General features: G+C 62.8%; 7 protein-coding genes and 1 pseudogene. 3 read left to right on the top strand and 5 right to left on the bottom strand.

Annotated features, from left to right (window positions below):
- Nucleotides 1-148 precede the first annotated feature (148 nt).
- Nucleotides 149-878: pseudogene (locus tag ABLE43_RS22840) on the top strand (integrase core domain-containing protein); the annotation flags it as partial.
- A gap of 56 nt (nucleotides 879-934) precedes the next feature.
- Here the strand turns inward: ABLE43_RS22840 and ABLE43_RS22835 are convergent.
- Nucleotides 935-1,552: a DUF6538 domain-containing protein gene (locus tag ABLE43_RS22835; protein WP_348980249.1), complete on the bottom strand. Its 618-nt coding sequence runs from the start codon at nucleotides 1,550-1,552 to the stop codon at nucleotides 935-937.
- 349 nt (nucleotides 1,553-1,901) lie between these two features.
- Between ABLE43_RS22835 and ABLE43_RS22830 the strand changes: the two genes are divergently transcribed.
- Entirely contained in the window at nucleotides 1,902-2,033 is a 132-nt protein-coding gene (locus ABLE43_RS22830; RefSeq protein WP_348980248.1) for a hypothetical protein, read from the top strand.
- Nucleotides 2,034-2,266: 233 nt separating this feature from the next.
- Entirely contained in the window at nucleotides 2,267-3,568 is a 1,302-nt protein-coding gene (locus ABLE43_RS22825; RefSeq protein WP_348980247.1) for an abortive infection family protein, read from the top strand.
- A 106-nt stretch (nucleotides 3,569-3,674) separates the two neighbouring features.
- Here the strand turns inward: ABLE43_RS22825 and ABLE43_RS22820 are convergent, their stop codons facing one another.
- From ABLE43_RS22820 to ABLE43_RS22805, 4 genes are all read right to left on the bottom strand, one after another.
- Nucleotides 3,675-4,067, bottom strand: a complete 393-nt coding sequence (locus tag ABLE43_RS22820) for a hypothetical protein (protein WP_348980246.1) — start codon at nucleotides 4,065-4,067, stop codon at nucleotides 3,675-3,677.
- Nucleotides 4,052-6,112 (bottom strand): YecA family protein, encoded by a 2,061-nt coding sequence (locus ABLE43_RS22815; protein WP_348980245.1) that lies wholly within the window; start codon nucleotides 6,110-6,112, stop codon nucleotides 4,052-4,054. Before ABLE43_RS22815 ends, ABLE43_RS22820 begins: the two co-directional genes overlap by 16 nt.
- Nucleotides 6,113-6,352: 240 nt before the next feature.
- Nucleotides 6,353-7,795 carry an ApeA N-terminal domain 1-containing protein gene (locus ABLE43_RS22810; protein WP_348980244.1) on the bottom strand — a complete coding sequence of 481 codons (1,443 nt, stop codon included), beginning with the start codon at nucleotides 7,793-7,795 and terminating at the stop codon, nucleotides 6,353-6,355.
- A gap of 18 nt (nucleotides 7,796-7,813) precedes the next feature.
- Nucleotides 7,814-8,092, bottom strand: a complete 279-nt coding sequence (locus tag ABLE43_RS22805) for a hypothetical protein (RefSeq protein WP_348980243.1) — start codon at nucleotides 8,090-8,092, stop codon at nucleotides 7,814-7,816.
- Nucleotides 8,093-8,247: the final 155 nt, after the last annotated feature.

The raw sequence follows: 8,247 nt of genomic DNA, 5'->3' as shown, positions 1-8,247 counted from the left end.
TGGAGCCCATCGGCAACATCCCGCCTGCTGAAGCCGAAGAGCAATATTATGCTGCCGCAGACAACATCGATATGGCAGCGTGACTCACAAACCATGGCCTCCGGCAAACCCGGCGCGGTTCACCTCCGACAAACCCGGCGCGGTTCACTGCCGGGTGCTCCGGGCGGAGCAATCGAGCTACCACTATCGTGGGCGCCGCGCCGATCAGGCCGACCTTAAGAAGCGGATGAAGGAGATCGCCGAGACGCGGGTGGTTACGGCTATCGTCGCATCCATGTACTGCTCCGGCGGGAGGGCTGGGACGTGAAGGCGAAGCTGAGAGAAGGCCGCTGCGCGGCGTCATGTTCGAATGAGGTGTGGGCCATGGACTTCGTCCATGACCAGCTCGCGACGGGGCCAAAGCTGCGCATCCTGACGGTGGTCGACACCTTCAGCCGGTTCTCGCCGGCCATCGTGCCGCGGTTCCGCTTCCGGGCGCCGGATGTCGTAGAGGTGCTCGAACGGGTGTGCGGCGAGCTGGGCTATCCGGCGTCGATCCGCGTCGACCAGGGCAGCGAGTTCATCTCGCGCGACCTGGATCTGTGGGCGTACACCCGCGGCGTCACGCTCGACTTCAGCCGACCCGGCAAGCCGACGGACAATGCGTTCATCGAGTCCCTCAACAGCCTGCCCCGGCGAAGGCCGGGGGCAAGTTTCGGGCGGAGTGCCTGAACCGGCACTGGTGCATGAGCCTCGACGACGCGGTGCGAAAATGCGAGGCTTGGCGCAGAGACTATAACGAGGTGCGACCGCATAGCGCGATCGGCAACAAGACGCCGATATCGCTGGTGAACCCGTCAACGGCACATGGCCCACCGCTGTCGGCAAATGCTGGATGACCGTCAGCCAAATGGTCCAAGAACAGGTAGCAGCTCAAAGCCATTCGACTTACTGGCTAACGTTGGTTCGCCCCGGAGGAGGCGGTACTCCCCCTGAAGGGTGGGCTCCATCCAAAACAACACGGGTGGCTCCGCCGCTGGTACTCGAACCAGCGCTCGCCGGTCTCGCGGTGACTGATCGCGATTTCGGCCTCGAGCCGGGCGATGGCCTCATCCGACAACTCGTCGTCCGTGTCGCACCCGGCGACGCGTTTGCGATAGGCCTTCCACTCCTCAGCCGACATAGACTGCGCGGTCGGCAAGCGCTCGCCGGCGAGGTCCGCCACCACGTCGTCGAGCTCGCGCAGGATGAACGCGGCATCGAGGCCGCCGGAGGCGAACCCTTCGCTCGACCGCCGGGTGAGGTGCCGTTCGACCAGCGCCCGCGCTTCTTCCGCCGACAGGACGGCGCCGCCCTCGGACTTCAGCACCTCGCGGAACGCAGCGACCTTCTTCTCGAACTCGCCGTTCGCGATCGCGAGCTTGCGCTCGGCATCGCGCGGGTCGGCGGTGCCGAGCGAGACCTTGTGGAAGTCGCCGCACGCGAAGGCGGGCTTCAGCGCCTCTGGGATGCGCCTGCGCAGATAGTAGATGTCGGTGCGCGGATCGCGCCACAGGGCCTTCGGTTTGGCCACAGTTTCTTCTCCCCGTGTACTCACCAGGTGTACTCACCGAGCCGTAAACAGGAAGAAAACCGCCGTTTCCGCCAATCCGGGCGGGAATGGTGACCCCTACGGGAGGCGTCGAGTTGTTCTAGCGGCTCGTGATATCAACGGCTTAGCAATTGCCATTGGTTGGTTTCATCTCAGACTTGTAGCACCTTTTGGAGATGTTCGATACTGTCAGCAGCCTTTCCGTTTTTATAACCCCTTGGTTGAATAGCTACGACCCACTCCCGGCCGTTCGCGGGCTTTTTCGGCTTCCCAACGTCTACCGCTCGTTCATATCGCGGGAGCGCCGATGGAAACGGCTTGATTTGGGACTTTGCTGCCGTTCGCCTGCGGCGTGTCGAACGGCGGCTCTTATCAGAAGCCGACGTTCAACGTTCGCCCGACCGGCATCTGGGAACGTCAGAAGCTGGGCCGTTTGCTGACTGGCGGCTACTGGGTGATCTGATGCACGAAGCGGTCGTTAGCATCAGAAAGACGCGAAGCACCAAGGCCAGTCTTGACGGTTTAAGGCTGAAACCAATTTCTCGAACTTCGACATTCAGTCATCGATAGCGGCTGGCGGCTTCACCGAGATTACGAGAGTGCGCTATCTAGAGGGGCCGCACCCGCACATTTCGAAGCCCTCACTTTCGTTCTGCCTTCGTTCCGTGTACACATAGGCGTGAAAGGAGCGATCGCGTGGATGGCCAAGACGATGAGGCGCATCTTGCAGCCATAGAGGCAATGCTGTCAGCGGAGGGCATGGCCGAGGCGGCGGAACTGCTGCGCGAAGCAGATTGCGAGGTGACCGAGACGGGATACGACAACTGGAACGGCGGAACGCCGATCTACACCTTGTTCCTGTCGATCGACCCTGCCCATTATGGTCGCCTTGGCGCAAAGCGGGCGACGGTCGAGGAACAGATCACCGCGCGCGCAAAGGCGGTGTACGAGCGCGATGACTCGATGTGGTTCAACGCATCGATCCGGCCCCGCATCCAGCCGCGGCCCGACTGGCGAGCAGCCCCGGCCAATGTGTCGCGGCGCGCACGCAGGAACATCATCGACGGCCTCAAGGTCGACGGTATCGCGTGGATGGGGTCGCTCGACGATGTTGAGTTCCTGCAGCGCTTATGGGATCTCGAGGCGCTTCCCTCGCACGACTCGCGCTACAAGGATGCAGCCGGCGATATCTGGCAACATCGCTGGAACAACAATGACTGGGACGATGACTGGGTTTTCGAGGACAAGCGCTTCGACCTGATCGACGGTCCGGCCGACCGATTTCTCGCCTTCCTTGCCGAGACGGTCCATCCGGTCGTCCGCCCCGACCGCAACCAGGCGCTCGATATGGTGCGCAACTTCAACGACCAGCTGCGGCCCGAGGGCTGGATGCTGGTCGAGATCGAAAAGATTGCCGGGCGGCCGCGTTTCGTGGCCCAGGCGATCGGCGAGATGGGCGGCCGGTCGGTCATGCGCGCGCGAACCGTTGCCGACGCCCTCGACGCGGCATGGATGCAGCGCGAGATCGCGCGGCTCGAAAATGCCGTCGACCGTGACCCGGCGCTCGCGATCGGCACGGCGAAGGAACTGGTCGAAAGCTGCTGCAAATCGGTGCTCACCAAGCGCGGCATCAGCTATCCCCACAGCGCCGATCTCCCGGCACTCACCAAATTGGTGGCGAAGGAACTTGGGCTGGTTCCCGATGATATCACGGATGCTGCCAAGGGCGCGGACACGATCAGGCTTATCCTGCGCAACCTGTCGGCACTCACACAATATCTCGCCGAGCTGCGCGGGCTTTATGGTTCGGGCCATGGCCGCGACGGTCAGCATCGCGGGTTGCAGCCGCGCCACGCACGGCTTGCGGTCGGGGCCGCGGTCGCGTTCATTGACTTCGTCACCGAGACCTACCGTGAACGGCAGTTCCGCGATGAGGCCGCCCGCGCTTCCCAACCGAGCGCACAACCGGTGATGCCGACGGCAGCCAAGGCACGCTGAACAGCCCATGCGCGCCGCCGCGATCGGCGCGTAATATTGCAATTCACGCCAGGTCACGCTATGTGAAGGGCACGAGTTTCCCACCGGAAGTGGGACGATCGCACAATTAGGAGTCTGGTTCTTTCATATCGTTGTTCATGGCATCCTCCACGTCATTCTTGACCATGTTGTTAGCAAAGGGAGGCTGCCCATGAAGAAGATCACTGATGTTTCCACGAAGCTGTTCTGCCGATTTACGGCCCATTTGAAGAAGCTCGCGCTTCCCCTGTTTGTCACTGCGATTGTCACAATATGAAGGCCCGCCGGATTTGGCGGGCCTTTTCAGTTGTGGGGCTGGCCGAGGGCTAACGCTGACCACGCTTTGCATCGAATGAAATGGATACGCACGACATGCCGGTACACCGTGTCCGCCAGGCGAGCCGTGCCACTGGTGCTTAGCAGTCGGGCCTTCGGGCAGCCATGTGTCGGAGCTGGCCAACGCGGTCAGACGCTGCAGCATTTCTTGTATTTCTTTCCGCTCCCGCAAAAGCAGGGATCATTGCGACCAAGTCTGCGGCGCGCTTTCACGGGCTGGAACCCCTCGAGCGTCCGCGAAAAAGGCGTGCGCGCACTGGCGGTGGGTAGCTCGCGGGCGAGCTCGGCGCGTAGCGGATCATAGGCCCAGGGAAAGCTCAGGACGTAGCCGACGAGCGGCAAGCCGTCCGCCGGATCGACGAACAATCCGAACCAGCGATCCGCCTTGCAGGCATATTTGCGGGCCTCGACATGAGCCTCCAGACGCTCCTCAGCCTCGCGGCGCCGCGCGTAGCTGGTGTGGACCGACAGACCTTCCCCGCCCATCGCCAGACTGAAATCATGCTGGCGCATGTCTCGCCGCGCCTGAGCGGTGATGAGACCAACGCCCTCATTATAAGCGTTGATCGAGGCGCCACTGGCCTCGAGCATGTAGATCGCCAGGTCGACCAGCGGCGGTTCGGGGCGTTCCTCGATGCGCCTGAGCATTCCATCGAATGGCGTGCCCGCAAAGGCGGTCAGCGGCCCTTTGGGCGTTTTCTCACCGGCGATACCGCGTCGCCGTGCGAGCATGGCGATCTCAAGCGAGCCGGTGATATTGTCGTGGAGCATCATCCCGCCGAACCCTTCATCGACCCAGAGATTCTGACGGACATGGCAGGCGAGCAGCACCAGCTCGTGCGAGTAGATCAACCGTTCGCCGAACCGGTCGCGTAGCTCGCAATAACCGATGAACCGTACCGGGCGGTCGAGCAGCTCTGCGATCGCGTCGAGCGCAAAGATGTCGGTGACGATTGGCTGTGCGACCTTGTTGACCTCGCGCCTCTGAAGAAAGCGGTCGGTCTGGAAGACCAGTGACGGATAATGGTCGGCGACAAGGCAGATCGGATAGATTTTCTGCGGGGAGTGCCTGAGCGTGACGGCGCTGCCATCGGCGCGGGTGATCAGTACCGTCGGGTCGAACAGCGCCTCGGCGCAGAGCTGGGCCTGATCATAGGCATCCTGAACCGCACGCTTGAAGTCCGCCCTGAGGCTCAGTTCATTGCCACGGCGCGCCTCGATCGTCAGCCGTTTCGACTTGGCCTGGACGAGCAGCAGCCGACCGCCGAACTCGACCAAAATATCGATCTCGCCGATCCGCTCGCCCTTGGCGCGGTCGAGATTGAGGCCGCGATGAACATTGGCGGCACCGAACACGTCGACCAGCCGCTGATAGGTGAAGGCTTCGGTGAAATCGCCGCGATGAGTAGCCGCGGTGGCCCGATAGGCCTTGTCGGCGTACATCCAGTACATCGGCGTCTCGTAGAGCGCCTCGACCGGCGCATAATGCTGCAGGATGGCGTAGCGATCGTCGCCAAGCGCGATCAGCGGCGTCGAGACCGCGCGGTTATAGTCGTTGAGCGCGACGAACTCGCCATTCTCGCCAAGCGAAACCGAGAACGCGTCGAGGACCGCCGCGGCGCACGTGTCGTCGAGGCCACTGTGGTCCATCAGGTCTGCCTTGGTCACGATGAAGCCCTGGAGCAGCGACCAGCTCGCCGGATCGTTCGGATCGGCCGCGCGCCAGAGCGTCGTGACCTGCTCCTCGGTCAAGGCCAGGCATGCATCGACGAGGGCGGCGGCATCCTCGATCGTGAAACCGCGATGGGACTCGAGCCAGCTATTGTCGGCGCCATATTTCTGGATGGCGAAATCGCGATACTGGAAATTAAGGGCGGACTCGCCGCCATAGAAGATCGGCTCGCGCAGCGCTTCAGGCTGTTCGCGCGCGGCGAGGAAATTCCCCAGCCCGTCGCCGAACATCGACCAGCTCATCCGGCGATGTAGTTCCTCAAGCAGCGCTTCTACCCGGGCAACGAGTGCGGCCGGATCTTCCGGCTCGCACGCGAACACCTCTGGCCCGGCCTGGATCATATAGCCGATCAGGGTCGCGACCTCGGTGCGGATCAGCCGCTTGAAGCCGAAGAGATGCGCCATGTCCTCGGGCTTCATCTCCTCCTTGTAGAAGACGAAATTGTCGCGGACGATCACATGCGCGATGACATGCGCGAACCCGGGGGTACGGCACAGCTGGCGCAGTTCGGCAAGGATGTCAGCCTCCGCGCGTGGCGGCGTCACTGGCTCGGCCGCCGCATCAGCCTGGCGACGGCGCGCCTGATGCGCTTGGAACCGGCGCTGTCCTCCACGCCTAGCCATAAGCGATGCCTCGGCTCACGACAGTGCCACTGACATACCGCTTCGCGCGCCCGCTTATTGAGCCATCGTTCCGGATCATCGTGGCCGGTCCGCTTTGGCCCAGAGCTGCGCGAACTCATTGTGGCGTTTAAGCAGCGGCTTGATGTCGTCGGCGGTCAGCCCGAGTCGTTGCAGAAACAAGAGGGTCAGAAGCAGCACGACGCGGCGCGTCGCCCAGTACATGCCCTCGCCATCGAAGGTCCGCGCGCTCAGCGCTTCGGAGAAATGCGTATAATAGTTTCGCGTGTCGACGAGCTTGCGCAGATACTTGCTGTTGAACCCGCCAGGCCGCTCGCCAAAGGCTTCGGTCAGTGAAGCGACGATCGAGCGGAGCCGCTGCTGGAGGGTCGGCTCATTGGCGTGGCGGTACAGAGATTCCAGTTTCTCGCGCATGTCGGGCGCGGTGTCGTCCGGGATGGCCCCGACCATGGCTTCGGTGAAGGTGGCGAAATTCTCGCCGCTCAAGATCCCCTGATCACTGGTGCGGCGGTGGAACACTTCCAGCGCCTGGATGGCGAGCAGCAGCCGGATATTGGTGAACATCTGGCGGGCGCCGGTGATCGTGAAGAACAGCCGCAACGCCGGGTCGAACGCCTCGAACTGGTCAAACCAGCGCTGCACCGCCTCCGGGTTGAAGCGATTGAGCTCGGGTCCGGTCACGATCGGCGTGCGGCGCTTCGTGCCGGTTTCACTGCGCCCTTCGCCATGGATCATGAGGGCGTAGAGGTGCACCTCGGACGGGCGCGTGCCGCCACCGCCCAGCTCGGCATCAGGGCCACGCAACTCGAATGACGTGAGCGGCAGGAAATGGCCGGTGCACAGCGAGGCGAGTTCCTGCAGCCGCACCGCGCGGTTGAGATGCCAGTCGAGTGATCGGGGTTCGGTCGGCGTGATCGCCATCTGGCTGGTCACGTCGATCACGAAGCGGGTGCCAGTGTCGTTGTCCGAATAGAGGCTGCCGACCGTGCTCACCGCGAACTCGGCATGGGTGGCAAATGGCACTTCGCGCGGCTTCTCCGCGAATACATTGAGCGTTTTGGCGTCGAAATCGAAGGTGTCCGTGAATGGCTTGTGCTCGAGCCAGGTCTCGATCTCGTCGAACCGAAAATAGCATTTTGGGAAGATCGCCTCGTCGGCGCTGGTGATGTGCGCGCCGATGACGAGCAGGTTGGAGGACCAGGTTTCGCTCGGAATACCCGGCATGTTGAGCTGCCGGTTGATGTCATGGGCGTGGAGCAGGCTCAGCGGCTTGCCCTTCATGGTAACCCCGTGGATGACCGCCGCTTCGTCGCGGGCGCCACCGAATGCGCGCTTGAAGGCGTCGCCCAGCTCCCCGAAGATGCCGACCAGCTTGAGGATCGCGCCCTTGTCGGGATCGTAACTGAGTGTACCCGAGATCTCGTCCTCGCGCTTGTCCGCAAGCCAGAACAGGCCTTGCTCGGTGAAGCTGTCGTAAAGGCCGGGGGGTGGGCTGGACATGGCTCGGGTGTCCCTGATTCAGCTGGTTGGGGCGGATTTTGCAGACGGCGCCACACGGTTGCGCAGGATCTTCACGGCAGCGGATGCGCTCGGCTTTGCGGGCGGCGCGACAGGTGGGGCCGGCGGTGCCGGCGGTGCCGGCGGCGGATTGAGCAGCAGCTTCACGTCCTTGCAACCCAGATCGAGTGCGCGCGACACAAATGCATTCCAGCTCGCCGGCACGATATGCGTGCTCAGCCCTTTTGGCGCAGGATCGGGCAATGCCGCGCCCTGGCCACCACGGTGCGCGAACAGCACGGCGTGCGGGTTGGGCAGGAAGATGAACCCATTAGGGTCTGTGGGGATTCACAAAGCTTTACGAATGTGATTCACGCTTTGGATGGACCGAGACGTACTGACGGATGCCCAATGGGCGAAGATTGAGCCACATTGTCTGGGCAAGCGGACTGATC

Source organism: Sphingomonas silueang (assembly GCF_040049155.1).
Classification (GTDB): domain Bacteria; phylum Pseudomonadota; class Alphaproteobacteria; order Sphingomonadales; family Sphingomonadaceae; genus Sphingomonas; species Sphingomonas silueang.
The sequence above is the reverse complement of the archived record's forward strand: the minus strand, read 5'-3'. Positions and strand labels throughout refer to the sequence as shown.

Bases quoted from the DNA above. Each gene is read 5' to 3' on its own strand.
- ABLE43_RS22810 (WP_348980244.1), bottom strand. From the start codon at position 7,795: ATGTCCAGCCCACCCCCCGGCCTTTACGACAGCTTCACCGAGCAAGGC.
- ABLE43_RS22820 (WP_348980246.1), bottom strand. From the start codon at position 4,067: ATGCTGCAGCGTCTGACCGCGTTGGCCAGCTCCGACACATGGCTGCCC.